Genomic DNA, 25,047 nt, shown 5'->3' with positions numbered 1-25,047 from the left:
GTGCTCCATAACTATTTTAGTGACCGACCATGGACTCGCCCGAGGCGGCCATGATCTTTTCCTTGGAGACATCGGAGCCGAATTCGGCCGAGATGCGTCCACGGTGCATAACGATGATACGATGAGCGATGCTGAGGCATTCGCCGACTTCAGATGTCGTATAGACGACTGCAAGCCCGTCCTTGGCCTTTTCGGCCAGCAGCTTGAACACTTCTGCCTTGGCACCAATATCGATACCGCGGCTTGGCTCATCCAAAAGGATAACCTTTGGCTCGGTCGCCAGCATTTTGCCAATAACGACCTTCTGCTGGTTGCCGCCAGACAGCGAACCGATTGCGGCTTCGCCACCATCCGTCTTGATGTGAACATTCTTGATCGACTGATCGACGATGTTCTTTTCACGCTTCGTCGAGGTGAAAAGGCCTTTCGTCATTTCGCCGATGCTTGCCAGCGAAAGATTGCGGCCAACCGTCATCGTCTGCACAAGACCATCACGCTGGCGATCTTCCGGTACCAGAACCAGCCCCTGATCAATGCGCTGGGCAATCGTGAGGCCTGCCACATCCCTGCCTTCAAGCAGAATGCTGCCCGAATTGGCCTTGAGGCGACCTGCAACGGTTTCAAGAAGTTCGGTACGTCCCGCACCCATCAGACCATAAATACAAACGATCTCACCGGCTCGCACATTCAGCGACATGTTATCGACAAGCGCAAAATCACCGGACTTGTCCTGAACCGTCAGACCTTCCACGGACAGCGCGACATCGCCCCATTCGTAACCGGTTGGAGGCGAACCAAGATCGAAGTTTTCGCCCACCATGTTGCGAACGATCCATTCGAGATCAATATCGGCGCGCGGTGCATAAGCCGTCATGGTGCCATCGCGCAAAACCACGGCATGATCGGTGATCTGCAGTGCCTCTTCCAGATGGTGAGAGATATAGACAATCGCCACGCCGCGCGCGGTAAGATCGCGAATGACCTTGAACAGCACTTCCACTTCCGAAGCACTGAGCGCTGAAGTCGGCTCATCCATGATCAGAATGCGGGAATTGACCGAAAGCGCACGCGCGATTTCGACAACCTGCTGCTGACCGAGACGAAGCTCTTCAACAGGCGTCAGCGGATCGATGTCTTCTTCAAGTTCTGCAAGAAGTTCGCGGGTCAGGCGTTCTTCTTCTGCGAAATTGACGCCCGTTGCACCGCGAATTTCGCGCCCCATGAAGATGTTGTCTCGCACATTCATATTGGGCGCGAGGCTCAGCTCCTGATGGATGATCGAAATGCCGCGATCGCGTGCTTCGGTTGAAGAATTGAACACAACTGGCTCGCCATCAAGGATGATCGTGCCCGAAGTTGGCTGAATGACGCCCGAGAGAACCTTCATCAGCGTCGACTTGCCAGCACCGTTTTCGCCAAAAAGCGTTGTGACCTGACCGCGACGGATTTCAAAGTTCACGCCTTTGAGCGCATTGATACGCCCATAAGCCTTGGCAACATCATGTGCGGAAAGAACGACTTCGCCGTGCTTGCCTTCAACTTTGGTTTGAACGGTCATTTTACTTCAAACCCCACCGGCGTAACCAGCCAGTTCTTCGGGTTGACCAGCTTGAAAACGCCCGTGACCGAAACCGTTTTGCCGACGAGATTATCGACATCGACGCCTTCGAGAACCTGCTTCTTCATCTCATTGTTGAGAGCGGAACCGGCATTCTGGAATTCGATCTGGTTCTTGAACTGACCGAATTCGATTGTGCCGGTTGCATCACGCAGATCGGTGCCGTTTACAGCAGGACCCGTCTGAACGCGGATAGCCATGCCTTCAGGGAAACCATCGACCTTGATGACATTATAGTTCGACTTGCGTTCTTCGACAGTGCCAGTGAACTTGACCGGGATAACCGGGTTCACGCTGCCGACGCCGTATTTCTTACCGGCTGCATCCTTGTCGGCAGCAAGTGCGGTGCCAACTTCAACAGCATCCGCCGCGCGTTCTTCAACGCTTGCCTTGACCTTTGGAAACTCAGATGCGCCATAGGCGTCAGGCGAGAAAACCTGCTGACGCACATCAGCGTCCGAGCCGATCTTCACGACTTTCGTGTCAAATCCAATCGCACCGACAACCACGACCGCAGCGACCACACTCCAGAGGACTGCGCGGTTCAGCTTGGCGGGCTTCTGTGAAACTTGATTAGCTTGTGTACTCATAATCAAACGCCTTCAGCAAATTCTGCCGGATTGTCGTTGTAAAAACGGATTATGCGGCTGAATTCATACCGCTTGTAGACTGCACTCGCGATAAAGCACCCGACCAGCAGCAGCTAAACGGAAGCTTGAACAGGTGGATATGGGAGTGACAAATTTATGCATGACGATCCTCCACATAATTCCCTGGCCCCGCCCCTCCGCGCAGCATGGAAACAGATGCGCCGCGACCATATGCTATGGTAGCGACATGTTATCAACTTCAATAATGATGTTATAAACACCTATAACTGTCAATCGGATGTTTTTGTAACACGCCGCGTTTCGCACGGTTTCGGGCTAAAAACTGACCATTCTGCCGCCAATTTCACCGCTCCGAATGATACGCGGAGACTTGGTTTTAAAAGCTGTCACTGGCAATACATGCCCTTGCCAAAAACGTTAGTTCTATTTTTTTATTATTTAAAAACAGATATATAGACACGACACCCACTTCTTTTCTTCTAGCAGAAGAGGCTAATCCATCCGCAAAGAAGCTGGGGTTCGAACTACAATTTCCACCACAATCACCTTTTGGTGAAAAAAAATGCTTACCCACGAAAATTTTACAGACAGGCCGTTATCGTTATGTTATCTCGATCATAAGCGAAGGCCCATTCTCATTAAAAACATGGGTAGCGAGCGACAGATTTCGTCGCGGGAGGAATCCAAATGTCCGCCAAGGACCTCATTGGGAAAGCATAATTCAGTCATGCGTGGTCAAGGTGATATAATCATCGGCATCGACGCGGGCACATCCGTCGTCAAGGCTGTGGCATTCGACCTTAGCGGTCGGCAACTCGATTCGGCAGCTGTCCGGAACAAATATGAAACCGGCGAACATGGCGCTGTTACACAGTCGCTTTCCCAAACATGGGAAGATTGCGCCAGCGCATTGCGTGGCCTTGCCGAGAAAATTCCAAACTTAAGCCAGCGCACTGCCGCTGTTTCGGTCACCGGCCAGGGTGACGGTACATGGCTGGTCGGGCGAGACAACAAGCCTGTTGGCGATGCCTGGATCTGGCTCGACGCCCGCGCGGCCAATACAGTTACCAAACTTGCAGCAGGGCCGATGAACCGCGCGCGCTTTGAAGCGACCGGCACCGGCCTCAATACCTGCCAGCAAGGCACCCAGATGGCGCATATGGACAGTTTCGTACCGGAACTGCTCGACAATGCGGAAGTCGCCCTTCATTGCAAGGACTGGCTTTACCTCAACCTCACCGGCGTCCGCGCCACAGATCCCTCAGAAGCCAGTTTCACATTCGGCAATTTCCGCAATCGTCAATATGACGAAGTGGTTATTGAAGCCCTTGGCCTTAAAAAGCGCCGTGGTTTGCTGCCCGCAATCGTGGACGGCACTCTGAACCAGCATCCGCTAACCCCCGAAGCGGCTGCGGCGACAGGTCTTTTGGCCGGTACGCCGGTGAGTCTCGGCTATGTTGATATGGTAATGACTGCACTCGGCGCGGGCGTCTATTGCGGCACCGCTGATGCAGGTTGCTCGACCATCGGATCGACCGGCGTGCATATGCGTGCAAAGCAGGTTTCCGACATTCATCTGAATGCGGAAGGCACGGGTTATGTCATTGCTCTGCCAGTTCCGGGCATCGTCACGCAGGTTCAGACCAACATGGGTGCGACGATCAATATCGACTGGATTCTGCAGATCGCTGCCGACCTCATGTCGACGGCAGACAAAAAAGTCTCGCTGAACGATCTGATCCCGCGCCTCGATGAGTGGTTTAACGCAAGCCGCCCCGGCGCGCTTCTTTACCATCCTTATATTTCGGAAGCCGGAGAACGCGGACCTTTCGTTAACGCTTTTGCCCGCGCGGGCTTTATCGGTCTTTCAAGCCGTGATCGTTTTCCCGAACTGGTTCGTTCGGTGGTCGAAGGTCTCGGCATGGCGACACGCGATTGCTATGCGGCCATGGGTGATATGCCCGCCGAATTGCGCCTGACAGGCGGCGCCGCTCGCTCGCGCGCACTGCGCAGCACCTTGTCTGCAGCGGTCAACGCACCTGTGCGCGTTTCATCGCGTGAAGAAGCTGGTGCGGCAGGTGCAGCCATGATGGCTGCGGTTGCGATCGGCGCTTATAAGACGATGGATGACTGTATATCCGAATGGGTGGCCCCGCTGCTTGGAGCCACTGAAGCGCCTGATGAAGTGCAGGCGAAACGCTATGAAGAACTCTTCACGGCCTACAAGGACGCAAGACTGGCTTTAGAGCCTATCTGGGACAAGCTCGCAGCTGATAGATAATTAGACAATCGGCTGAAATTACATATTATTTTGCCGGAATGCCGGCATCCGAAGGAGCATGAAATGGCTGAACCGGAAATCTACGATCTGTTTGTGATTGGTGGTGGGATCAACGGCGCGGGCGTGGCTCGCGATGCAGCCGGGCGCGGCCTCAAGGTTGTGCTGGCGGAAAAAGACGACCTCGCCGAAGGCACCTCGTCCCGCTCAGGCAAGCTTGTGCATGGTGGCCTGCGTTATCTCGAATATTACGAATTTCGCCTTGTCCGCGAAGCGTTGATCGAGCGCGAAGTTCTGCTTAATGCGGCACCGCATATCATCTGGCCGATGCGCTTTGTTCTGCCGCACAGCCCGCAGGATCGCCCGGCTTGGCTCGTTCGCCTCGGCCTGTTCCTTTACGACCATCTTGGCGGTCGCAAGAAGCTGCCCGGAACCCGCACACTTGATCTGAAGCGCGACCCGGAAGGCACACCGATTCTCGATCAATATACCAAGGGCTTCGAGTATTCCGATTGCTGGGTGGATGACGCCCGCCTCGTCGTTCTCAATGCTGTGGGCGCCGCTGAAAAAGGCGCGACCATTCTGACCCGTACGCCTGTTACCTCCGCACGTCGCGAAAAAGGCGGCTGGGTCGTTGAAACCAAAAACCGCGACACTGGCGAAGTGCGCAGTTTCCACGCACGCTGCATCGTCAATTGCGCAGGCCCGTGGGTTACAGACGTTATCACCAATGTGGCTGGCTCAAATTCTTCGCGCAATGTGCGTCTGGTCAAGGGCAGCCATATCATCGTGCCAAAATTCTGGTCGGGTGCGAATGCCTATCTGGTTCAAAACCACGACAAGCGCGTGATCTTCATCAATCCATATGAAGGCGACAAGGCGCTCATCGGCACCACCGATATCGCTTATGAAGGCCGTGCCGAAGACGTCAGCGCAGACGAAAAAGAAATCGATTACCTGCTCACCGCAGTAAACCGCTATTTCAAGGAAAAGCTGCGCCGCGAAGACGTGCTGCACAGCTTCTCTGGTGTGCGTCCGCTGTTTGATGACGGTAAGGGCAATCCATCAGCTGTCACCCGCGACTATGTTTTCGATCTGGATGAGACCAACGACGCGCCACTGCTGAACGTGTTTGGTGGCAAGATCACCACATTCCGCGAGCTCGCAGAGCGCGGTATGCATCGCTTGAAGCACATCTTCCCGAATATGGGCGGAGACTGGACACATGGCGCACCGCTTCCGGGCGGCGAAATCCCGAATGCGGATTACGAAACCTTCGCAAATAGCCTCCGCGACAGCTATCCATGGATGCCGCGCAAGCTCGTCCATCACCACGGACGTCTCTATGGTGCCCGCACCAAGGACATCGTTGCAGGTGCATCCGATCTTAACGGACTTGGACAGCATTTCGGCGGCAATCTCTATGAGGCTGAAGTTCGCTATCTCGTGTCGAAAGAATGGGCGAAGACGGCGAACGACATTCTCTACCGCCGCACCAAGCACTATCTGCACCTGACCGAAGCCGAACGTACTGCTTTCATTGCATGGTTCGACAATGCCAAACTTGCTGCATAAAGCGCGACAACCGAGGACACCATGGCCCTTACGCTTTCGCTGAACACCAATCCGCTTGTGAACCGCTTTGCAGAGCCGGATGATCTGATCGAAACCGTTGCGCGCGACCTGCGCCTGCGCGATCTGCAGCTCACGCACGAGTTCATCAATCCGAGCTGGCAGGCTTCGACCATTCGTCGCCTGACCCGCGACATGGACAAGGCACTAGAGCGCACCGGTGTCCGTGTAACGTCGGGCATGACGGGCCCCTATGGCCGCCTCAACCATTTCGGCCATCCGGATGCCGAAGTGCGCCGCTACTATGTCGACTGGTTCAAGACATTTGCCGATATTATCGGCGATCTCGGTGGCAAGTCGGTGGGAACACAGTTTGCGATTTTCACCTACAAGGATTTTGACAATCCTGAACGCCGCGAAGAGCTGATTAAGATTGCGATCGACTGCTGGGCGGAAGTTGCCGAACATGCGAGCCGTTCCGGTCTGGAATATGTCTTCTGGGAACCAATGAGCATTGGTCGTGAATTTGGAGACACAATCGCTGAAAGCATCAAGCTTCAGGATCGACTGACCGCCGCCAATATGGCAATTCCAATGTGGATGATGGCCGACATCGATCATGGCGATGTCACCTCCGCTAACCCGGACGATTTCGACCCCTATGCTTGGGCGCGTGCCGTGCCGAAGGTCTCACCGATCATTCACATCAAGCAGAGCCTTATGGATAAGGGTGGCCATCGTCCTTTCACCGCTGCTTTCAATGCCAAGGGCCGTATCCAGCCTGAACCTTTGCTCAAGGCTTTTGCCGAAGGCGGTGCGGTGGATAACGAAATCTGCCTTGAACTCTCATTCAAGGAACGTGATCCAAACGACCGTGAAGTTATTCCGCAGATTGCGGAAAGTGTGGCCTTCTGGGCGCCGCACATTGACACGGGTGCAGGCGATTTGAAAATATAACTACAAGAAAAGAATAAAGAATCGGGAGCAGGCAGCACGAAAATGGCAGATTCAGACGATTCCTTGGCCCTTCGTGCAGCCTGGCTCCATTTCATTGCTGGCATGACCCAGTCAGCCGTTGCAAAGCGCCTGGGCTTACCATCTGTGAAGGCACACCGATTGATCGCCAAAGCCGTTGCTGATGGCGCAGTTAAAGTGACAATCGACGGCGATATCACCGAATGTATCGACCTCGAAAACCGGCTCGCAGAGCAATATAATCTTGAATATTGCGAAGTCGCTCCCGATCTCGGCGAAGATGCCTTGCCTCTCTTGTCTCTCGGAAGTGCGGGTGCGGAATTTCTGCGCCGCGAAATTGAGCATGGCGATCATGAAGTGATCGGCCTCGGCCATGGCCGCACGCTTTCAGCAGCGGTCAATCACATGCCGCGCGTGGCGGCCAAGGATTTGCAATTTGTGTCGCTGCTCGGTGGTCTGACGCGAAATTTTGCAGCCAATCCGCATGATGTGATGCATCGCATTGCAGAAAAGACCGGCAGACCTGCTTATGTGATGCCAGTGCCTTTCTTTGCAAATACGGCAGAAGATCGCGAAGTGCTGCTGGCCCAGAAGGGTGTTACCAGCGTCTTTGAAATGGGGTGTCAGGCCGAACTCAAGATTGTCGGTATCGGTACTGTCGACGCCCATGCGCAGCTCGTCACATCAGGGGTGATTGATCTGTCGGAGATGGAAGAGATCGCAGAGCGTGGCGCTGTCGGTGAAATGCTGGGGCATTTCTTCGACATCAATGGCACGCGGCTTGAAACAGGGCTGACGGCACGCACCATTGCCGCTTCGGTGGAAAATGCCGATATGAGCCGCATTATCGGCCTCGCTGGCGGGCTCTCCAAAGCAGACGCTATCCGTTCGGTGCTTAGGAGTGGTCGGCTTTATGGGCTGATTACCGACGAGCGTACGGCCAAAGCACTTCTGCAATAGCCACAACGTCGATCAACAAAATATCACAAAATCACATTTTATATGGATTGTTTTGTGATTTTGTGATTTAAGTTTGTGTGATAAACAAACACGCTCTGAGATCGGAAATTCCGTGAAACGCGACGAAAGAAGACAGGCGATCATCAATCTGCTGATTGAAAATCATGCAGTCGATCTCGATGATCTTTCCGAGCGCTTTGCTGTCTCCAAAATGACCATCCATCGCGATCTGGATTCTCTTGAAGAATCCGGCGTGCTGCGCAAAGTACGCGGCGGCGCAACCATGGATGCTGGCTCTCAGTTTGAAAGCGATTTCCGTTTTCGCGTCCAGCAGGATAACGAAGCCAAGATCGAGATGGGCCGCGCGGCCCTTGACCTGATCGAACCTGGCATGACCGTGATGATTAATGACGGTTCCACCGCCGCAGTTCTCGGAAGCATGTTGATCGAAAAACGCCCGCTGACGGTGATTACCAACAATGCGGTCATCATCGAAAACCTCAAAGGCGAAGGCGGCATCAATCTGATCGCGCTCGGCGGGGTATTTTCGGCAAAGTTCAATGCGTTCTTTGGCCTGCTGACCGAAGAAGCGCTGTCAAAACTCAGCGCAGATATTGCCTTCATTTCCGCGCCTGCGGTCAATGGGCGTCTGGTCTACCATATGGATGAAAACGTCGTCCGCACCAAGCGCGCCATGACTGCGTCGGCAACCCGCACATGCCTGCTGGTCAATCATCAGCGTTTCCGGCGCACGGCCCTGCATGTGATGGCTGATCTTGGCGATTTCGACGCGATCATCACGGATAAATCACCGGGCGATGCACTTGTGGCCGAACTTGAGCCGGCAGGCATCAAACTGACAATTGCAGAATAACACACGAGAAGAAAGACCATTCAAGCATGTCCAAATTCTGGGTAGGTACGAGCTGGAAAATGAACAAGACGCTTGCGGAAGCACGCGTTTTCGCGGACGCACTGAAAGACGCCGATGCTGACCGCTCGGCAGACATTCAGCGCTTCGTCATTCCGCCGTTTACTTATGTTCGTGAAGTGAAGGAAATTCTGTCGGAAACCTCCGTCAAGGTTGGCGCGCAGAACATGCACTGGGCTGATCAGGGTGCATGGACTGGCGAAATTTCGCCGTTGATGCTGAAAGATTGCAACCTCGACATCGTAGAACTCGGCCATTCAGAACGCCGCGCAAACTTTGGCGAAACCAACGAAACTGTTGGCCTCAAGGTTGAAGCAGCCGTTCGTCACGGCCTGATCCCGCTTATCTGCATTGGCGAAACGCTCGAAGACCGCGAAAGCGGACGTGCTGCGGAAGTGCTTGCTGAAGAAGTGCGCGGTGCACTTTCCAAGCTTTCGGACGAACAGAAAAAGGCCGAAATCCTGTTTGCCTATGAGCCTGTCTGGGCGATTGGTGAAAATGGCATTCCAGCCTCGGCAGATTACGCCGATGCCCGCCAGGCCGAAATTATTGCTGTTGCTGAAGGTATCCTTGGCCGTCGCGTGCCATGTCTCTATGGCGGCTCGGTCAATCCCGGCAACTGCGAAGAACTCATTGCCTGCCCGCATATCGACGGCCTGTTCATTGGCCGTTCGGCATGGAACGTGGAAGGCTATCTCGATATTTTGGCGAAATGCGCCAAAACCATCAAAGCTAATTAAGGAGCAATATCATGAAAGTAGCAGTAGCAGGCGATAGCGCCGGTGAAGGTCTGGCCAAGGTTCTTGCAGATTATCTGAAGGATCGTTTTGAAGTGTCCGAAATCTCCCGCACGGACGCTGGCGCAGACACATTCTACGCAAACCTCTCGGACCGCGTTGCATCCGCCGTTCTCGACGGCACCTATGACCGCGCAATTCTGGTTTGCGGCACCGGTATCGGTGTTTGCATTGCAGCCAACAAGGTTCCTGGCATCCGCGCAGCGCTGACCCACGACACCTATTCGGCAGAACGTGCAGCACTCTCCAACAACGCGCAGATCATCACCATGGGCGCACGCGTTATCGGTTCGGAAGTTGCAAAGACCATTGCTGACGCGTTCCTTGCCCAGACCTTTGACGAAAATGGCCGCTCGGCTGGCAATGTTGACGCGATCAACGAAGTCGACGCCAAGTACAACAAGTGCTGATTGTCTAAAGCAACACCCCAAAACACAAAAAGCGGCGGGTTTTCCCGCCGCTTTTTTTATATTGAAGCTAGACTATTTTAGCTGAACTTCGGATCCAGCGAACCATCGCGATAACGCTTTGCCATATCCGACAGCGGGATCGGACGAATTGACTGAGCATGGCCAGCGGTGCCGAACTGCTCGAAGCGATCCTTGCAAAGCTTGGTCATCGCAGCCATTGCAGGCTTGAGATACTTGCGCGGATCGAACTCGCTCGGGTCTTCCTGCAGCACGCGGCGGATCTGGCCCGTCAGCGCCATGCGGTTATCGGTGTCGATGTTGATCTTGCGCACGCCATGCTTGATACCGCGCTGGATTTCTTCAACAGGCACACCCCAGGTTGGCTTCATATTGCCGCCATACTTGTTGATGATTTCCTGCAAATCTTCCGGCACCGAAGACGACCCATGCATGACAAGATGCGTGTTTGGAAGCTTACGGTGAATCTCCTCAATCACGTTCATTGCAAGCACGGAACCATCAGGCTTGCGGCTGAACTTGTAAGCGCCATGCGAGGTGCCCATAGCGATTGCCAGTGCATCGACCTTGGTTTCACGCACGAATTTCACGGCTTCTTCCGGGTCTGTCAGAAGCTGGTCATGCGAAAGCTGACCTTCCGCACCATGACCGTCTTCTGCCTCACCCATACCAGTTTCGAGCGAACCGAGAACACCAAGCTCACCTTCAACCGAAATGCCGCCAAGATGAGACATTTCACTGACCTGACGCGTAACGGAGACGTTGTAGTCCCAGTCGGCAGGGGTCTTGCCATCAGCCTTGAGCGAGCCGTCCATCATGACGGAGGTAAAGCCTGCCTGAATTGCAGTCATGCAAGTGGCAGCTTCGTTGCCGTGATCGAGATGCACGCAAACCGGAATATGCGGATAGATTTCCGTGACCGCATCCATCATGTGGCGCAGCATGATATCATTTGCATAGGAACGCGCACCGCGCGAAGCCTGCAGGATAACCGGCGCATTGGTCGCATCCGCCGCTTCCATGATGGCGAGCGCCTGCTCCATGTTGTTGATGTTGAAAGCCGGAACGCCATAGCTGTGTTCAGCAGCGTGGTCGAGCAATTGACGCAGCGTAATACGTGCCATCTGAGTTTCCTCTTAGTTAATTGCGCGGACGCGCGTAATATTCGCCGAGAACATCGACTTCTTCCGCAACACCGAACACCAGCGCGCTGCGCTCGTGGTAGGTTTCGGGAACGATATCGAGGATCGGTGTGGAACCGTTGGTCGCCTTGCCACCAGCCTGCTGGCTGAGGAAAGCAATCGGATTGGCTTCATAAACGAGGCGCAGACGGCCTTTTTCATAACCCGGACGCGCATCGTCTACGTAGAAGAAGATGCCGCCGCGCTGCATGATGCGATGCATGTCTCCGACAGCTGCACCCAACCAGCGCATATTGAAATTGCGTCCGCGCGGACCGTCCTTGCCGTTGTAGCAATCATCGACATAGGCCTTCATGCCAGCCGAAAGATGACGATAAACGGATGCGTTATAGGCGAGATCGGACGTGCGCTCTGGAAGAGTCACATTCTTGCGGGTGATCTGGAAGATACCGCTGACCGGATCAAGCGTCGCGAAAAGAACGCCTTCGCCGACCGAGAAGGCGAGATCAATCGAATTGCCGAACGAGACATAACCTGCTGCCAGCTGGCGATTGCCGGGCTGAAGGAATGGCTCTGCCGTATCCGCAGGGAAGATCGAGAAAATGGTACCGAGCGGCGCGCCGAGGCCCACATTACCGGAACCATCGAGCGGGTCGATTGCAACCGCAACCAGACCATCCGCTTTACCCTTAACAGGAAGATCCGCTTCTTCGGACAGAACTGATGCAGCACCCGCCGCAATCAGCAGTTCAACGAAGAGATTGTGTGAGCCGACATCGATGCTCTTCTGCTGATCAGAATCGCTGTTGACGCCAACCAGCTTACCCGGATCACCCGGTAGCGAGCCGCGCGCGATGCGACCAGCGAGACGGCCTGACCCTGCAAGAATGGCCTTGATGACGTTGCTCGTTGCAAGACGCAGGCCATCCTGACCTGCCCAAGTGTCCAGATACTCGCCAGCAGCCTGCGCATCCACACGGTCATTGTCGCCTGCGAGAACCAGTGGTGCGAAATTACCTACCATCGTCATTGGCCCTGCTCCTTAAAAAGAGGCAGTTGCAGCACGTTGGAAGCGGGGGAAACGGAATTCATTTACTGGCAATCTCCATGCGTATGTCTTCAAGACACGCCCGATAGTGGGCCGAGACACGGAGGACGTAACACCGTTCTGATATCATCACAATCATGTGGATAACATTATAACGATTTAAATGTGATAATATGTTTTAAAATGATGTTAATTAGAGATACGCAGCGTCATTTCCTCACACGAAACACATGAGGAAGGCCTGAACCCGGGTCGATTCCCCGCTCTCTTTTCAAATATTGAAGCGAATTTTTGGTGTCGCAGCGAATTGCGCTTTGCTAGGCTTAAAAGCTAAGAGCCCTGTTAATCCTGCTTTTTCTTGTCAGGATCAAATGTCACAAAGAAGCGGTAGGCCGACCAGAGGCCAAGCGCTCCGAACAGCATGGCCCAACCGACTGCGCCCATCGAAATCTCAAATGCAGCCCATGCCAGACAACTTCCTGAGATCAATACCCGTATCCACAGAGGTCGAAATCGCGGGTCATCAAACTCAAACATCGTCCAGCCTTGTTACGGTTTCGCATTTCCGCGCCATGCAGGCGGGGAATTCACCTTATTTAGCTAGTTTTCGATCATTCCGTAAGTGCTGGCGCTCCGTTTGGCTGATATTTTGTGATTTTGATCACATCAGATGCGGGAACTAAAAATCTGCCACCTTACCCCATGCGCTTTTATTCAAGCGTTCGGGCTTATATGAGCTCGGCTCGACAATCGGCTTGCGTCCCAAAATGACATCGGCAATCATATGCCCGGCACCAGGGCCAATGCCAAAACCATGACCACTGAAGCCTGCCGCCAGAATGAAACCCGGAACAGTTTCAATTTCTCCTATTGCCGGTACGCCATCGGGCGTGCTGTCGATATAACCAGCCCAGCGATTTGCAATTGGCACTCCAGCTAGCGCTGGTAATAGTTCCTGCGCCCTTTGATACGTTAAACCAATCTGCCCTTCGTCGGGCTTGGGGTTGAGAATGCGATTGCGCTCCATCGGCGTCACTTCATCCAACCGCCACTTGGTCAATGTTTCATGCCCAGAACACCAGCCTTGAATGCCGCCGGGAGCAAGGCTGCGCCAGCGGCGCATGAACATCGGTACAAACTCACGGCTGAAACGCAATTGCTGCGGCGTCACGTCAACGCGCGCGCGACCGCTGATCGCAAGTGTATAACCCCCATCCATACGGCGCGTCAGCGACACTTGAGCCGTATGCAATGCATCGGGCAAACCAACAACGCCGGATGCGACGGATAAAATGGAAGCACGAACTGCGGCCTGCGGAAAACGAATGCCAAGCTGGTTGCAGAAGGAGGATGCCCATGCACCACCCGCCATTACAACAGTCTTTGTGCGGATGGTACCCGACTCCGTTACAACACCGCTGACACGACCACCGCTTAATTCAAGTCCACGGGCGGCACAGTTCTGATGAACAGTTCCGCCGGCTGCCATGATACCTCGAGCCACCACAGGAACTGCGCGTGACGGATCAGCAATTCCGTCAGTTGGCGAGAAAACACCACCTTTCCAGCTCTGCCCGGTTGCTTTGCCGCGCTCAGCGGCCTCACCCGTGCTGAGCATATGCGTGGTAACGCCCACTGTTTTTGCAAAATCCCGCCAGCGGGCCCAGCCCGCAATCTCCGCCTCATCCTGCGACAGATAAAGAAGGCCGCACCGGCGAAAACCGGGATCTTCTCCGGTTTCTTCTGCAATCTTGTCCCAAAGCTCGAGGCTTTTTGTAGCCATCGGAAGCTCACGGGCATCGCGGTTTTGTTGTCGACACCAGCCCCAGTTTCGGCTCGATTGCTCCGCAGCGATACGCCCCTTTTCAACAAGAGCCACTTTTACGCCGCTACGCGCTAGATAATAGGCTGTGAAAACGCCCACTACGCCACCACCAATCACAACGACATCCGCCTCACTTGGCAAGGTTGGACTGGTTTCGATGTGTAAAAGCGGTGCAGACATGCGCAGGACTCCAATGTTTCGCATATCCTAGTGCTGTACGTTCCGCTTGATGCGTTGGAGTTCGTCTTTACACAGAATTTCGTATGGTTTGGCGTCGTTTTGACAGGCGATTATTGCGCCCAAACAGCGTGCAGTGCGTGGCTCTACTGAATATCAGAAACAGAGCATGGCGCGATTGCAGCTTCCGGGGAAAAAGATAATAATCTCAACCGAAAGTACCGAATAACTGGTTTTGCTATGAAGCTCGATAAAATCGACATCAAAATTCTATCCGAAATGCAGAAGAATGGGCGGATAACCAATGTCGAGCTTGCAGAACTCGTCAACCTTTCACCCAGTCCCTGCCTCATGCGGGTGAAAAAACTGCAATCTGAAGGTTATATTACCGGCTATTCCGCGCAAATCAATGTTTCGAAGCTTGGACAGACATTGACGGTTTTCACTGAGATTACGCTCAAAAACCATCGTCAGATCGATTTTGCGCGATTTCTTGCCACCGTCGAGAAGATCGATTCCGTTATTGAGTGTCATCTGGTTTCCGGCGGCTACGATTATCTGATGAAGTTCGTCACCGCCGGAATTGTCGAGTATCAGACGATCATGGAACGCCTGATCGATATGGATATCGGCATAGATAAATATTTTAGCTTCGTTGTCCTCAAATCACCGATCGTCAAAGCGCATCTGCCGCTTGATGTGATGTTCACAGAGTAGCGGATCAGGCGGCCTCAGAACGCGGCGCCATTGCGCCTGTCATCAAGGCCACTGCATCCGACATCGAATATTCCTTCGGATCGACTACCGTCAGTCGCTTACCAAGACGATGAATATGGATGCGATCAGCCACTTCAAAAACATGCGGCATGTTGTGCGAGATCAGCACAATCGGCATTCCTCGTGCCTTCACATCCTGAATAAGCTCCAGAACGCGGCGGGATTCCTTTACGCCAAGTGCCGCCGTCGGCTCATCCATGATGACGACCTTTGAACCGAAGGCCGCCGCGCGTGCAACCGCGACACCTTGCCGTTGACCGCCGGAGAGCGTTTCCACCGCCTGACCAATATTCTGGATGGTCATCAGGCCGAGTTCAGACAGCTTTTCACGCGCGATCTTTTCCATCGCTCCACGATCAAGCATCCTGAGTAATGAACCAAGCGGTCCCTTGCGGCGGATTTCGCGTCCAAGAAACAAATTATCCGCAATGGAAAGCGCAGGAGAAAGAGCAAGATTCTGATAAACCGTCTCAATACCTGCATGGCGCGCTTCCATTGGCGAATGGAAACTGACTGGCTTGCCATCAAGCAATATCTCGCCTTCATCGGGACGGATGGCCCCTGACAGCGCTTTAATAAGCGAAGATTTGCCAGCGCCGTTGTCGCCAATGACAGCAAGGATTTCTCCCGGATAGAGGTCAAAGTCGGCATGATCGAGTGCAGTGACGCGCCCATAACGCTTGACGAGACCGCGTGCGGAAAGAACCGGTGTTGTAGAGGTTTTCATGCGGCAGCCTTTCTGATCCATTGGTCAATGGCAACGGCAGCAATAATAAGAACACCAATAAGGAGATAGGTCCATTGCGGATCTGTACCCCACAAGCGCAAGCCCAGCGAAAAAACACCAACAATCAGCGCGCCAAACATTGTGCCAAGGATGGACCCACGTCCGCCGAAGAGCGAAATCCCACCAATCACGACAGCCGTAATGGATTCAATGTTGGCAAACTGCCCAGCGGTTGGTGACACAGAACCCAAGCGCCCGATCATAGCCCAGCCAGCAAGTGCGCAAATAAGACCTGCCAGAACATAAACCGACATGAGTATCGGCTTAACCGAAACGCCTGATAGTTTTGCAGCCTCCGGATCATCGCCTATGGCATAGACATGGCGCCCCCAGGCCGTGTGATTTAGCACGAACCAGAGCAACAAAACCAAAAGTACCATCGCGATAACGCCATAGGTGAAGACCGCCCCACCTACGCGAATGCTTTCTCCAAAAAACTGCAGGATAGGCGCCTCTGCCGTAATCTCCTGTGCACGAATGGTTTCATTCGAGGAATAAAGAAAATTCGTCGCCAGGATCACCTGCCACATGCCAAGCGTGACAATAAATGGTGGCAACCGCACATAAGCGATCAAGAACCCGTTGATGAAGCCGCAAAGCGCACCGGTAGCAAAGCCGAACAGGATGGAAAGCTCTGCAGGCAAGCCATAGCGGAATGTGAACTGCCCCATGACCACGGAAGATAAGACCATGATTGCGCCAACCGAGAGATCGATGCCGGCGGTAAGGATCACCAAAGTCTGCGCCGCAGCCACGATGCCTGTAATCGCGACTTGCTGTAGAATAAGTGTCAGCGCGAAAGCGGAGAAAAACTTTCCACCAAGCGTTATGCCGAAGACCAGCAACGACATAACCAGCACAATCAGCGGTACAGCCGCGGGATTGTGATGCAGAAAATGCCGGAGGCGATAGAGCAAAGACTGATCACCCGCATCGAAAGATGCGACATCGCTTGCGCTTTGGGAGAGCGATTTTTCATATTCCTGCATTGATGCTTTTACAGGGGTGGTCGTCGCCTGCGGCTCACTCATATCTATCTCCTGCTTTAGAGCGCATCCCGAAAAGTGTGAAACGGTTTTCGGATAAAGATGCGCGTTAAAACAAACTTTTAGAGCGCCGATCTGATCCAATCAGATCGAACCGCGCTCTAAGGCGCAAGAGCATCCGGCAAAAGCTGCCGGATGCGAGTTATCACTAGAACGCATCTCGAAACGAGCGAAGCGGTTTTCGGAACAAGAAGCGCGTAAAAACAAATGGGTAGAGCATTTCCAATGACTCAATCAAAACCGGAAATGCTCTAAGCTTTTAACCCCAGCACTTGCCGAGCGCAGTTTTGGTGTCGATTGATTCCACACCCTCGACTGGCTTGTCAGTGACCAGCGCCACGCCCGTATCGACGAAGGTCTTGCCTTCTGTCGGCTTTGGCTTTTCGCCGCTATCCGCGAATTTTTTGATAGCTTCGATGCCAAGCGCTGCCATCTGCAGCGGGTATTGCTGCGACGTTGCACCAATTACACCAGCTTCGACGTTTTTAACGCCTGGGCAACCGCCATCGATCGAAACGATAAGCACGTCTTTTTCACGGCCTACGGCCTTGAGTGCTTCATAAGCACCAGCTGCAGCAGGTTCGTTGATCGTATGAACGACATTGATGGTCGGATCTTTCTGGAGAAGGTTTTCCATCGCGCGACGGCCACCTTCTTCATTACCATCAGTCAAATCACGACCTACAATGCGTGGATCATCTTCATCACCAAGCTTGGTCTTGTCTTTCGGGTCGATGCCAAAGCCAACGGCAAAACCCTGATCGCGCAGAACGTCAACGCTTGGCTGCGACGCGGTGAGGTTAAGGAACGCCACGCGCGCATCCTTGACCTTATCGCCAAGCGTTGCCGCAGCCCATTTGCCGACTAGTTCGCCCGCAAGGAAGTTGTCTGTCGCGAAAGTGGCATCTGCTGCATCCGCTGGTTCTAGCGGCGTATCAAGCGCAATGATCAACGCACCCGCGTCACGAGCTTTTTGCAGCGACGGTACGATGCCCTTTGTGTCAGAAGCGGTAATCAGAATGCCCTTGGCACCATCCGCAATACAGGTTTCGATTGCCGCGACCTGACTTTCGGAATCGCCGTCGATCTTACCTGCATAAGTCTTGAGATTGACGCCTAGCTCCTTGGCTTTTGCAATCGCGCCTTCCTTCATCTTGACGAAGAAGGGATTGGTGTCGGTCTTGGTAATCAGGCAAGCACCAACATCCGCCGCATTGGCTAGGCCTGCAACCGAAGCGGCCACACCAAGCGTAAAGGCAGCAACCGCTGCCGAGAGAACTGTCTTCTTCATGAACTCCTCCCAGAGTGAAACCGGTTCCTCTTCCCCCGGCGTGATGAAAGCAAAACACGGCTTCGCAACAGAGTCAATTAATAAATCCACTTGATTTATTAATTTGCTGTGCCACTCTCTGGCTGGGAGATTAAGGCTGGCTTGTTTGCTTAAAGTACGATTCCGGCGCTTAAGTTGATGTTTTTATTTAACATGTTCGACAAATGAGGGCTTTTTCTGCTTCATCGAATGGAGTAGGCCAATCGACGATAAAGCGCGCTTGGATCTGATTGAACCAGATCGACGCGCTAAGCTTATGTTTATTCGCGCATCTTGTTCCGAAGATCGTTTCACACATTTCCGGGCGCGATTTCAACATGCGGGACCTTGGGAGAGGATATGGTCAGGCACACTTCAGAACGTGGTTCTGAGCAGCGCGGCGAACCCGCAGCAGCTGGATCCGCTTTGCCACAATTTGCCGAAACCGGGGCGAGTATTAATCGTGGATCCAATCAAATTGGCGTTCGCGCCTATAATGAACGCCTTGTACTGGCGCTGGTGCGCCGACATGGTGCAATGGCGCGCGCTGATATTGCGAGGAAGACCGGGCTTTCCGCACAAACCATTTCTGTGATCATTCGCGAACTCGAAAAAGATGGCCTCATTACACAAGGCGAACGCGTGCGCGGGCGTGTGGGGCAACCATCCATGCCCATGCGGCTTGCTGCCGATGGTGTCTTTTCCTTTGGCCTCAAGATTGGACGGCGCAGTGCAGAGATCATCCTGATGGATTTTCTCGGTCACATCCGGCAGCGCCGCCACGTCACATATTCCTGGCCCGTTCCCGATAAAATTCGCCAATTCGCTTTCGATAGTATCAATGAGTTTACGGTAGCCCTTGATGCAGATAAACGCACCCGTATTGCGGGCCTCGGTATTGCGCTTCCGTTCGAACTCTGGAACTGGGTCGAGGAAGTTGGTGCACCTGCCGCCGATATGAATGCTTGGCTTGATGCCGATCTGATCCATGATTTCGGGTCAGCTTTGCCATTTCCTGTTTTTCTGCAAAATGACGGAACTGCCGCCTGCGGCGCCGAGCTGACATTCGGGCGCGGGCCTGAATTTACCGATTTTGTCTATTTCTCAATCGGGTCATTTATCGGTGGCGGTGTGGTTCTAAACAACACACTCTATCCGGGTCGCACCGGCAACGCTGGAGCGCTTGGCTCCATGCCTATGCGTATGCGCGGAACAGACGATGCTCGCGAAACAATTCAGTTGATCGATACTGCCTCGCTCTTCGTGCTTGAACGCATGTTGCGTGAGCACGGTATCTCGTCGGAAGAGCTGTGGCTTTCCCCGGAAAGCTGGCCGGATTTCGGTCAATTACTAGACGAGTGGGTTGCATTGGCGGCGCGCGGCCTGGCCCATGCGGCAGTTGCAGCCGCATCTGTGATTGATTTCCCTGCAGCGATTATTGACGGCTGGTTGCCAGAAAATGTCCGCCACAGCATCGTCGAAGCAACTAAGCTTGAGCTAACGCGCATCGACCTGCAAGGTCTTTCGGCACCCGAAATCATTGAAGGGAAAGTCGGTGTTCATGGAAAAGCGATGGGCGCTGCAAGCCTGCCGCTCTCCCATCGCTATCTTTTCGACCAGAGCGTCCTCTTCAAAGACAGCGCCTGATGGTTAGCCGCTGGCGCTGCCTGCATACAGACAGCGCCAGTTCTCTTTGACCACTTAGAATGAACGCTGGAAGCGGACTTTCAAACCGAATGCGTCTTCACCATCAAGCGCAATACGCTTGTTATTCCACTGAACATAGGTGAGTTCCGGGGTGATGTTGAAGCCCGGCACCAGTGCATAGCTCACATTGCCGGTCGCCATCAGCGTTTCGCTGGCATCATAACCAACCTGCAGGTTGAGCTTTGCCTTTTCTGTTGCCTGATAGGCAAGACCGCCCCACAAAGCCCAATCGCCACCCCATGTACCGTAGAAGCTGTCCACCATACGATAGACTTCGCCATTGGCATTGGCTTTGTAATGGTCATCATTGGATTTATAGGCGAACTGCGACCAGACCGAGAACTTGTCGTTCAATTTGAGGTCGACCTTGACCTTACCTGCCCATTCTTCGTTGCGCGCGTCATAGGCCGCTACACCTGCAATGCTACCCCATGACTGTGCATATTTCAGACCACCCACCACATGCGGCATGTAATCATCGATGGTAACATCGACGTCCGCATCTGTGTTTCCACCCTGTTCAAGTGACAAGGTAGCCGAGAAGCCCTCCTTGTTTTTGTAGGTATAGCTGATGAGGTTCGTGCGATAACCACCGGCAAGAATGACGTCATCATTGAGCACATTGCCCAAATAGTCCGTGAATGTCACAAAGGCCGATTGATCGAGACCGACGCGCAAACCACCCAGCTCGATAAAGCCGAGACGCAGGGAGCCTGACGATGAAGAATCTGCACCATTGTACCACTGATAACGAACTTCAGTGACTGTCTTGAGTGTACCAAGTTCGGTTTCGGTTCCAGTAAATGAGCGGAAAGTGAAACGGGTCAGCTGCGCATAAGTATCCATATCCCGGGTGCTCGGTACGCGCGCATAAGCATTATCGCCACCACTGACATCATAACGCACATAACCAGCAAAACGCAGGCAGGTTTCGGTTCCGGGAATATAGAAATAACCCTTGCCATAGGCATCGCAAACGCGAACATATTCAACAGCTTCAGGCTCAGGTGCAACAATGGTATCGGCAGCCGATGCAACTTGCGACATTGCTAGAACAGCGACCGATGCAGCTAGAATTTTCTTCATTTGAGTAAGTGTCCCCTTTGATTTTAGACAATAGGAGTTTTTCGGCGGAAAGAGACTTTCCGTCGTGCTGAGAACAGACTGCCGGAACTCACTAAAACCGGCGGCCTGCTATGACTGTGAATGCTGGATTACGTGCCTGATATCGACAAAGCGCCCCGCCCCGTCATCAACTCAAATCCCCCATCTGGATTTTATTGTAACTTCCTTAAACCCGGAACGGGTTAAGGTTAAATTATTCAGCATTTACAAAGTTTTATAGAGAGCTGCACACGCCAAAACAGGCACATGGCACTCTAAAGCTTGCAGTGACGCGCCATCATTTCGGCAACGTCTTCCCGCCCCTCTTCGCGCAGTTTTTTGATCGCAGCACTCATATCTGCCGACCGTTCGTCCTGCCCGAGCTTGAACTTGATTTCCATCTTCTCAATCGGCATTTCGTAGCCGACGATATTGGGCAGACGCCGCTCCAGACCACCGGGACCGAGTTCCTTCATCTGCCAAGGCTTGTCACGACCCTTTTCCATATGCTTGACGAGCTCGTGGAGATGTTTGGCGGTCGCTGCTTCCGACAGGATTTTGGGCGCGCCATGGATATGAGCAACCATGAAGCTCCAGGTTGGCGCGCTGTCCCTTTCCGGATAACCCGGATACCATGACGATGATACATAATGACCAGCATCCATCAGGATTGCGATTGATGGCAGGCCGCGTTTCAAAAACTCAACATGATCGTTGGATGCAGCAACATGCGAGACCAGCGTGCCGTTTTCGCCGCGTGTTCGATCCATCATGAAGACAGGGTGCGATATAGCAACGCCTCCCTCATGGCTGGTGATCAAAGTACCAAGCACCGTTCTATCAACGAGATCGAAAACCTCGGTCGTATCGGACGGCTGGAAATAGGGCTTTGTATAGAGCATCGCTTGTCTCTTGATTTCAGGCGTGAATGGCGGGTAGTCGATCAGACCATGGGCACATGGCTTCCAACTGACCTGCAAGTTCGAATAGCAGATTTTCGGCCCCATAAGGAGCAATGAACTGGCTGCCGATTGGCAAACCATCAGACGTTTCGTGAAGTGGGACACTCATCGCAGGCAAGCCAGCAGCGTTTACCGGATGGGTGAAGGTTGTCAGCTCGAGAAACTGCCGGGCAAACCCCTTCCAGTCGGGTGATCGCATGTCGAGCATCCCAAGCGGAAATGATCCAACCGGCATGACCGGGCTTAACACCACATCGCATTCTTCAAACAGACGACTAAAACTGCGCGCCGTACTGTTTGCGGTCAAACGCGCTTGAATAACCTCTGTCGCAGCCAAGCCATCGCCGTAAGCGGCCAATCCCAGATTTGAAGGCTCAAAATAGAGGTCGTTGGCAGGCTTTGCCATTGTCGCGGCAACATCGGCCACTTCAATTGCGGTGTAAACGGCGATCAGTTTTTGTACGGCACCCGCAAGCTCAACGCCGTCAAAATCAGGCTTCACCCGAACAACGTTATGTCCGAGCCGTTCGCACAACGCAATCGTCGCCTCAAGTGCTGCGACTGTCTCCTCATCCAGATCATGACGCAGATCAGACTTCTGCCAGACGCCGATACGAAGTTTCCGCGGGGCCATTCTGACACTGTTTACGAACAAGTCCGTCTTGGCCGGGGCTGCGTAAAGCGAACCCGGTTCAAGCGCATCTGTCAGATCAAGCATCATTGCAGAATCGCGAACCGAGCGCGTCAACACATGATGGCTGACCATTCCGCCCCAGTTTTCTGTCGAAACCGGACCGCATGGGACACGCCCGCGCGACGGACGCAGCCCGAAAAGCCCGCCACAAGATGCGGGGATACGGATCGAGCCTGCTCCGTCATTGCCATAGGCCACAGGCACCATACGCGCGGCAACTGCCGCTGCCGCACCGCCGGAAGAACCGCCAATGCTGCGTGTCACATCCCAGGGATTGAGTGCCGTTCCATGAAGCGAGGATTCCGTTGCGATATTGCAGGAAAACTCCGGCAAATTGGTTTTACCCACCACCACCAGACCAGCGGACTTATAGCGTTTGACGAGTTCATGATCGCGCTGCGAGATATTTCCCTTTGCCGCACGACATCCAAAGGACATTGCTGCACCGGCATAGGAAGGGCAATCATCCTTCAACAGAACCGGAACACCGCTAAGCGGACCCTCTGGCAGCAGCGATTTAAGCTGTTCTTCCGCCTGATCGCGCATCTCGTGGATCACAGCATTCAGCTTAGGATTGCACCGATCAATCGCTGCAAATGCCTCATGAACAGCCTCACGCGGCGACAGAATTTTTGCGCGAATGGCCTCTCCCAGACCGATAGCGTCGGTCCGGGTGTAGTCAAAGGATGTAGACGTCATGGGGTTATCCCAATGCTAAGCTCGTGAAGCGGAGCGTTTACTGTGCCTTGCTGATCGTCCAGAAGCGAAGCGTATCACCAGCCCAGCCCTTGAAATCGTTCACTTTTGGACCGGCAGCGGTGATCGATGGCAAGTTTACCAGACCAAGGATCGGAACCTGCTCACCCATCAGCGTGTTGAGTTCGTTGAAGAGCTTCTTGCGTTCTTCGACGTCGCTTTTCGCAGAAACCTGCTTGAGAAGGTCTTCCGCCTTGGCATCGTCCCACTGGCGTGCGGCATCGACCTTCTTGTCACCGATCATCGACTGGAAAGACAACAGCGGATCAAGGCGGGCTGAATAAGCGAAAACAGCAAGTTCATAGGCGCCACGACGATACTGATCGAGCTGGGTCGCCCAGTCGCGCACTTCGAGCTGCGCATTGATGCCGGAGGCTGCAAGAAATGCCTGAACAATCGTGGCAACCTGCACGCGGTTCTGTCGGTTGGCGACCAGAAGGCTGATCGGTTCGCCCTTATATCCTGCCTTGGTCAGCAGCTCCTGCGCTTTGGCTGGATCGTATGCAGGCCAGGCAGCCGCCTGATTATCCGAATAGATTGTGTTTGGTGCAATGACCGACGGGTTTGGCGCATAAATGCCCTCACCGATCGCCGTTGCCAGCTGGTTAAGATCGATGGCGTGAGCAATCGCCTGACGCATCTGCGGATCTTTCAGCTTATCGGAAGTGGACTGAATTTGAAGCACCATCCATGAAGGCGTCTGCTGCACATTGACCTTCATGCCCTTCGCTTCCAGATCCTTGACACCAGTTGGCTCCACTTCATCGATGAAGTCGATCTCACCGGAAAGCAGACCATTCGTGCGCGTGCTGGAATCTGGAACAGTCATGAACTGAATGGTCTTTACATGACCTTTCTTGTTCCCTCCCAGACCGTCGAGATCGCCGGACAGAGCCGAATAATCATCGAAACGGGTCAGGTCCAGATAACGGCCACGCTCCCATTTGGAAAAAGCATAGGGACCTGTACCAATCGGCTTTACAAACTTGCCATCCGCATCAACGGATTCCGGGCTCAGTATCCAAGGGGTACACTGGATGGTAGCCATGGTGATGACAAAGTTTGGCGCAGGAGCTGCGAAGCTGAAGCGCACCGTGTTGTCATCAACAGCCTCGACCGTCTTCAACTCGGAATCGACCTTGCCATTATAGCGATTGACGCATTGAAACGCTGTATCCGGCTTGAGATAACGCTCGAAATTCCAGACGACATCCTTGGCAGTCAGGTCTTTGCCATTCTGGAACTTGACGCCTTTGCGCAATTTGAATTCATAGACCGTATGATCGGCATTCGAGGTCCAGCTCTCAGCCAGCATCGGCTTGATTGCGAGATCGTCGCCATAAGCGACCAGACCTTCGGCAATATGGGCAACAACCATATCGGCATTGGCATCGCGATTGACGCCCGGATTGATGCTCGCAACATCAGAGTGAATGGCGACGCGCAAGGTCTCATCGTCTGCAGCATGTGCTTGGAAGGATGTGGCGCTGAGGCCAAGAAGCGCAATGCTGAGTGCAGAGCGGATTGAAATTGGATTGAACAT

At 53.6% G+C, this 25,047-nt stretch carries 22 protein-coding genes; 9 read left to right on the top strand and 13 right to left on the bottom strand.

What is annotated here, in order from left to right; all coding sequences use genetic code 11:
* Positions 1-16: 16 nt before the first annotated feature.
* Both CEV34_RS25625 and CEV34_RS25620 read right to left on the bottom strand, forming a co-directional pair.
* Positions 17-1,558, bottom strand: coding sequence for a sugar ABC transporter ATP-binding protein (locus CEV34_RS25625; RefSeq protein WP_007878305.1), 1,542 nt, complete (start codon positions 1,556-1,558; stop codon positions 17-19).
* Positions 1,555-2,208, bottom strand: coding sequence for a DUF2291 family protein (locus CEV34_RS25620; RefSeq protein WP_007878304.1), 654 nt, complete (start codon positions 2,206-2,208; stop codon positions 1,555-1,557). The genes CEV34_RS25625 and CEV34_RS25620 overlap by 4 nt, the downstream gene beginning before the upstream one ends.
* Positions 2,209-2,956: 748 nt before the next feature.
* On the opposite strand from CEV34_RS25620, the gene CEV34_RS25615 reads away from it, so the two are divergent.
* The 7 genes from CEV34_RS25615 to derI all read left to right on the top strand — a co-directional run bounded on the left by CEV34_RS25615 (position 2,957) and on the right by derI (position 10,152).
* Positions 2,957-4,510, top strand: a complete 1,554-nt coding sequence (locus CEV34_RS25615; RefSeq protein WP_007878298.1) for an FGGY-family carbohydrate kinase — start codon at positions 2,957-2,959, stop codon at positions 4,508-4,510.
* Between the two features lie 63 nt (positions 4,511-4,573).
* A complete protein-coding gene (locus CEV34_RS25610) occupies positions 4,574-6,082 on the top strand; it encodes a glycerol-3-phosphate dehydrogenase (RefSeq protein WP_007878297.1) in 1,509 nt (502 codons plus the stop codon).
* A 21-nt stretch (positions 6,083-6,103) separates the two neighbouring features.
* Positions 6,104-7,036, top strand: a complete 933-nt coding sequence (locus CEV34_RS25605) for a TIM barrel protein (protein WP_007878296.1) — start codon at positions 6,104-6,106, stop codon at positions 7,034-7,036.
* 42 nt (positions 7,037-7,078) lie between these two features.
* On the top strand, positions 7,079-8,014 hold the full coding sequence (locus tag CEV34_RS25600; RefSeq protein WP_007878295.1) for a sugar-binding transcriptional regulator: 936 nt from the start codon (positions 7,079-7,081) through the stop codon (positions 8,012-8,014).
* 112 nt (positions 8,015-8,126) lie between these two features.
* Entirely contained in the window at positions 8,127-8,888 is a 762-nt protein-coding gene (locus tag CEV34_RS25595; protein ID WP_007878294.1) for a DeoR/GlpR family DNA-binding transcription regulator, read from the top strand.
* A 26-nt stretch (positions 8,889-8,914) separates the two neighbouring features.
* Positions 8,915-9,685: a triose-phosphate isomerase gene (locus CEV34_RS25590; RefSeq protein ID WP_007878293.1), complete on the top strand. Its 771-nt coding sequence runs from the start codon at positions 8,915-8,917 to the stop codon at positions 9,683-9,685.
* A gap of 11 nt (positions 9,686-9,696) precedes the next feature.
* Positions 9,697-10,152 (top strand): D-erythrulose-4-phosphate isomerase, encoded by a 456-nt coding sequence (derI, locus tag CEV34_RS25585; RefSeq protein ID WP_007878291.1) that lies wholly within the window; start codon positions 9,697-9,699, stop codon positions 10,150-10,152.
* A gap of 77 nt (positions 10,153-10,229) precedes the next feature.
* Here the strand turns inward: derI and fba are convergent, their stop codons facing one another.
* From fba to CEV34_RS25565, 4 genes are all read right to left on the bottom strand, one after another.
* Positions 10,230-11,294, bottom strand: a complete 1,065-nt coding sequence (gene fba / locus CEV34_RS25580) for a class II fructose-bisphosphate aldolase (RefSeq protein ID WP_094544755.1) — start codon at positions 11,292-11,294, stop codon at positions 10,230-10,232.
* Between the two features lie 16 nt (positions 11,295-11,310).
* Complete coding sequence (locus CEV34_RS25575) at positions 11,311-12,342, bottom strand: class 1 fructose-bisphosphatase (protein ID WP_007878285.1); 1,032 nt, start codon at positions 12,340-12,342, stop codon at positions 11,311-11,313.
* A 360-nt stretch (positions 12,343-12,702) separates the two neighbouring features.
* Complete coding sequence (locus tag CEV34_RS25570) at positions 12,703-12,849, bottom strand: hypothetical protein (RefSeq protein ID WP_231195164.1); 147 nt, start codon at positions 12,847-12,849, stop codon at positions 12,703-12,705.
* Positions 12,850-13,039: 190 nt separating this feature from the next.
* Positions 13,040-14,365, bottom strand: a complete 1,326-nt coding sequence (locus CEV34_RS25565) for an NAD(P)/FAD-dependent oxidoreductase (protein WP_007878284.1) — start codon at positions 14,363-14,365, stop codon at positions 13,040-13,042.
* A 237-nt stretch (positions 14,366-14,602) separates the two neighbouring features.
* Here CEV34_RS25565 and CEV34_RS25560 point away from each other — a divergent pair, with 237 nt between their 5' ends.
* Positions 14,603-15,079 carry an Lrp/AsnC family transcriptional regulator gene (locus tag CEV34_RS25560; RefSeq protein ID WP_007878283.1) on the top strand — a complete coding sequence of 159 codons (477 nt, stop codon included), beginning with the start codon at positions 14,603-14,605 and terminating at the stop codon, positions 15,077-15,079.
* A 4-nt stretch (positions 15,080-15,083) separates the two neighbouring features.
* Here the strand turns inward: CEV34_RS25560 and CEV34_RS25555 are convergent, their stop codons facing one another.
* The 3 genes from CEV34_RS25555 to CEV34_RS25545 all read right to left on the bottom strand — a co-directional run bounded on the left by CEV34_RS25555 (position 15,084) and on the right by CEV34_RS25545 (position 18,263).
* On the bottom strand, positions 15,084-15,866 hold the full coding sequence (locus tag CEV34_RS25555) for an ATP-binding cassette domain-containing protein (RefSeq protein WP_007878281.1): 783 nt from the start codon (positions 15,864-15,866) through the stop codon (positions 15,084-15,086).
* The gene (locus CEV34_RS25550) at positions 15,863-16,957 is read right to left on the bottom strand and encodes an ABC transporter permease (RefSeq protein WP_007878280.1); all 1,095 of its coding nucleotides are present in this window, start codon (positions 16,955-16,957) and stop codon (positions 15,863-15,865) included. The genes CEV34_RS25555 and CEV34_RS25550 overlap by 4 nt, the downstream gene beginning before the upstream one ends.
* A 274-nt stretch (positions 16,958-17,231) precedes the next feature.
* Complete coding sequence (locus CEV34_RS25545; RefSeq protein ID WP_007878279.1) at positions 17,232-18,263, bottom strand: sugar ABC transporter substrate-binding protein; 1,032 nt, start codon at positions 18,261-18,263, stop codon at positions 17,232-17,234.
* 378 nt (positions 18,264-18,641) lie between these two features.
* Between CEV34_RS25545 and CEV34_RS25540 the strand changes: the two genes are divergently transcribed.
* Positions 18,642-19,928, top strand: a complete 1,287-nt coding sequence (locus CEV34_RS25540; RefSeq protein ID WP_007878278.1) for an ROK family transcriptional regulator — start codon at positions 18,642-18,644, stop codon at positions 19,926-19,928.
* A gap of 54 nt (positions 19,929-19,982) precedes the next feature.
* Here CEV34_RS25540 and CEV34_RS25535 read toward each other — a convergent pair whose 3' ends face one another.
* From CEV34_RS25535 to CEV34_RS25520, 4 genes are all read right to left on the bottom strand, one after another.
* Positions 19,983-21,074, bottom strand: coding sequence for a porin (locus CEV34_RS25535; RefSeq protein WP_007878277.1), 1,092 nt, complete (start codon positions 21,072-21,074; stop codon positions 19,983-19,985).
* A 293-nt stretch (positions 21,075-21,367) separates the two neighbouring features.
* Complete coding sequence (locus CEV34_RS25530; RefSeq protein WP_007878276.1) at positions 21,368-21,994, bottom strand: FMN-binding negative transcriptional regulator; 627 nt, start codon at positions 21,992-21,994, stop codon at positions 21,368-21,370.
* Between the two features lie 16 nt (positions 21,995-22,010).
* Positions 22,011-23,447: an amidase gene (locus CEV34_RS25525; RefSeq protein ID WP_094544754.1), complete on the bottom strand. Its 1,437-nt coding sequence runs from the start codon at positions 23,445-23,447 to the stop codon at positions 22,011-22,013.
* Between the two features lie 37 nt (positions 23,448-23,484).
* Positions 23,485-25,047, bottom strand: coding sequence for an ABC transporter substrate-binding protein (locus CEV34_RS25520; protein ID WP_007878274.1), 1,563 nt, complete (start codon positions 25,045-25,047; stop codon positions 23,485-23,487).

This window comes from Brucella pseudogrignonensis, assembly GCF_002252525.1.
GTDB lineage: Bacteria > Pseudomonadota > Alphaproteobacteria > Rhizobiales > Rhizobiaceae > Brucella > Brucella pseudogrignonensis.
The sequence above is the reverse complement of the archived record's forward strand: the minus strand, read 5'-3'. Positions and strand labels throughout refer to the sequence as shown.

Coding starts and splice junctions, on each gene's coding strand:
- CEV34_RS25560 (WP_007878283.1), top strand. CDS start 14,603: ATGAAGCTCGATAAAATCGACATCAAAATTCTATCCGAAATGCAGAAG.
- CEV34_RS25550 (WP_007878280.1), bottom strand. CDS start 16,957: ATGAGTGAGCCGCAGGCGACGACCACCCCTGTAAAAGCATCAATGCAG.
- CEV34_RS25615 (WP_007878298.1), top strand. CDS start 2,957: ATGCGTGGTCAAGGTGATATAATCATCGGCATCGACGCGGGCACATCC.
- CEV34_RS25590 (WP_007878293.1), top strand. CDS start 8,915: ATGTCCAAATTCTGGGTAGGTACGAGCTGGAAAATGAACAAGACGCTT.
- CEV34_RS25520 (WP_007878274.1), bottom strand. CDS start 25,047: ATGTTCAATCCAATTTCAATCCGCTCTGCACTCAGCATTGCGCTTCTT.
- CEV34_RS25545 (WP_007878279.1), bottom strand. CDS start 18,263: ATGAAGAAGACAGTTCTCTCGGCAGCGGTTGCTGCCTTTACGCTTGGT.
- CEV34_RS25620 (WP_007878304.1), bottom strand. CDS start 2,208: ATGAGTACACAAGCTAATCAAGTTTCACAGAAGCCCGCCAAGCTGAAC.
- CEV34_RS25540 (WP_007878278.1), top strand. CDS start 18,642: ATGGTCAGGCACACTTCAGAACGTGGTTCTGAGCAGCGCGGCGAACCC.
- fba (WP_094544755.1), bottom strand. CDS start 11,294: ATGGCACGTATTACGCTGCGTCAATTGCTCGACCACGCTGCTGAACAC.
- CEV34_RS25525 (WP_094544754.1), bottom strand. CDS start 23,447: ATGACGTCTACATCCTTTGACTACACCCGGACCGACGCTATCGGTCTG.
- CEV34_RS25535 (WP_007878277.1), bottom strand. CDS start 21,074: ATGAAGAAAATTCTAGCTGCATCGGTCGCTGTTCTAGCAATGTCGCAA.
- CEV34_RS25610 (WP_007878297.1), top strand. CDS start 4,574: ATGGCTGAACCGGAAATCTACGATCTGTTTGTGATTGGTGGTGGGATC.
- CEV34_RS25605 (WP_007878296.1), top strand. CDS start 6,104: ATGGCCCTTACGCTTTCGCTGAACACCAATCCGCTTGTGAACCGCTTT.
- CEV34_RS25565 (WP_007878284.1), bottom strand. CDS start 14,365: ATGTCTGCACCGCTTTTACACATCGAAACCAGTCCAACCTTGCCAAGT.
- CEV34_RS25625 (WP_007878305.1), bottom strand. CDS start 1,558: ATGACCGTTCAAACCAAAGTTGAAGGCAAGCACGGCGAAGTCGTTCTT.
- derI (WP_007878291.1), top strand. CDS start 9,697: ATGAAAGTAGCAGTAGCAGGCGATAGCGCCGGTGAAGGTCTGGCCAAG.
- CEV34_RS25600 (WP_007878295.1), top strand. CDS start 7,079: ATGGCAGATTCAGACGATTCCTTGGCCCTTCGTGCAGCCTGGCTCCAT.
- CEV34_RS25530 (WP_007878276.1), bottom strand. CDS start 21,994: ATGCTCTATACAAAGCCCTATTTCCAGCCGTCCGATACGACCGAGGTT.
- CEV34_RS25575 (WP_007878285.1), bottom strand. CDS start 12,342: ATGACGATGGTAGGTAATTTCGCACCACTGGTTCTCGCAGGCGACAAT.
- CEV34_RS25555 (WP_007878281.1), bottom strand. CDS start 15,866: ATGAAAACCTCTACAACACCGGTTCTTTCCGCACGCGGTCTCGTCAAG.